The sequence below is a fragment of the Gilvimarinus sp. 1_MG-2023 genome, assembly GCF_030548285.1.
This window is the reverse complement of the sequence record NZ_JAUOSC010000700.1, coordinates 1-301: the sequence shown is the minus strand read 5'-3', so window position 1 is coordinate 301 and position 301 is coordinate 1. Positions and strand designations below refer to the sequence as shown.

1 protein-coding gene is annotated in these 301 nt (G+C 54.2%); it reads left to right on the top strand.

Translation table 11 applies throughout. The annotated features are described in order from the left end of the window. A partial coding sequence (locus Q4563_RS18680) for an NAD(P)-binding protein (RefSeq protein ID WP_303605577.1) occupies positions 1 to 301 on the top strand: 301 nt, incomplete at both ends.

The following is a 301-nucleotide window of genomic DNA, read 5'->3' as shown; positions in this document are numbered from 1 at the left end:
GACCAACACGCTGCCAGAAGTATGTGGCCGAGTGTGTCCACAAGACCGCTTGTGTGAAGGCTCCTGCACTCTGAACGACGGGTTTGGGGCAGTGACGATTGGTAATGTAGAGAAATACATTACCGATACGGCATTTGCGATGGGCTGGAAACCGGACATGTCCAAAGTCGTACCGACGGGCAAACGCGTTGCTGTTATTGGTGCGGGTCCTGCTGGTTTGGGTGCGGCTGATGTACTGGTTCGCAACGGTGTTACCCCGGTAGTCTTTGATAAATACCCAGAGATCGGTGGCTTGCTGACC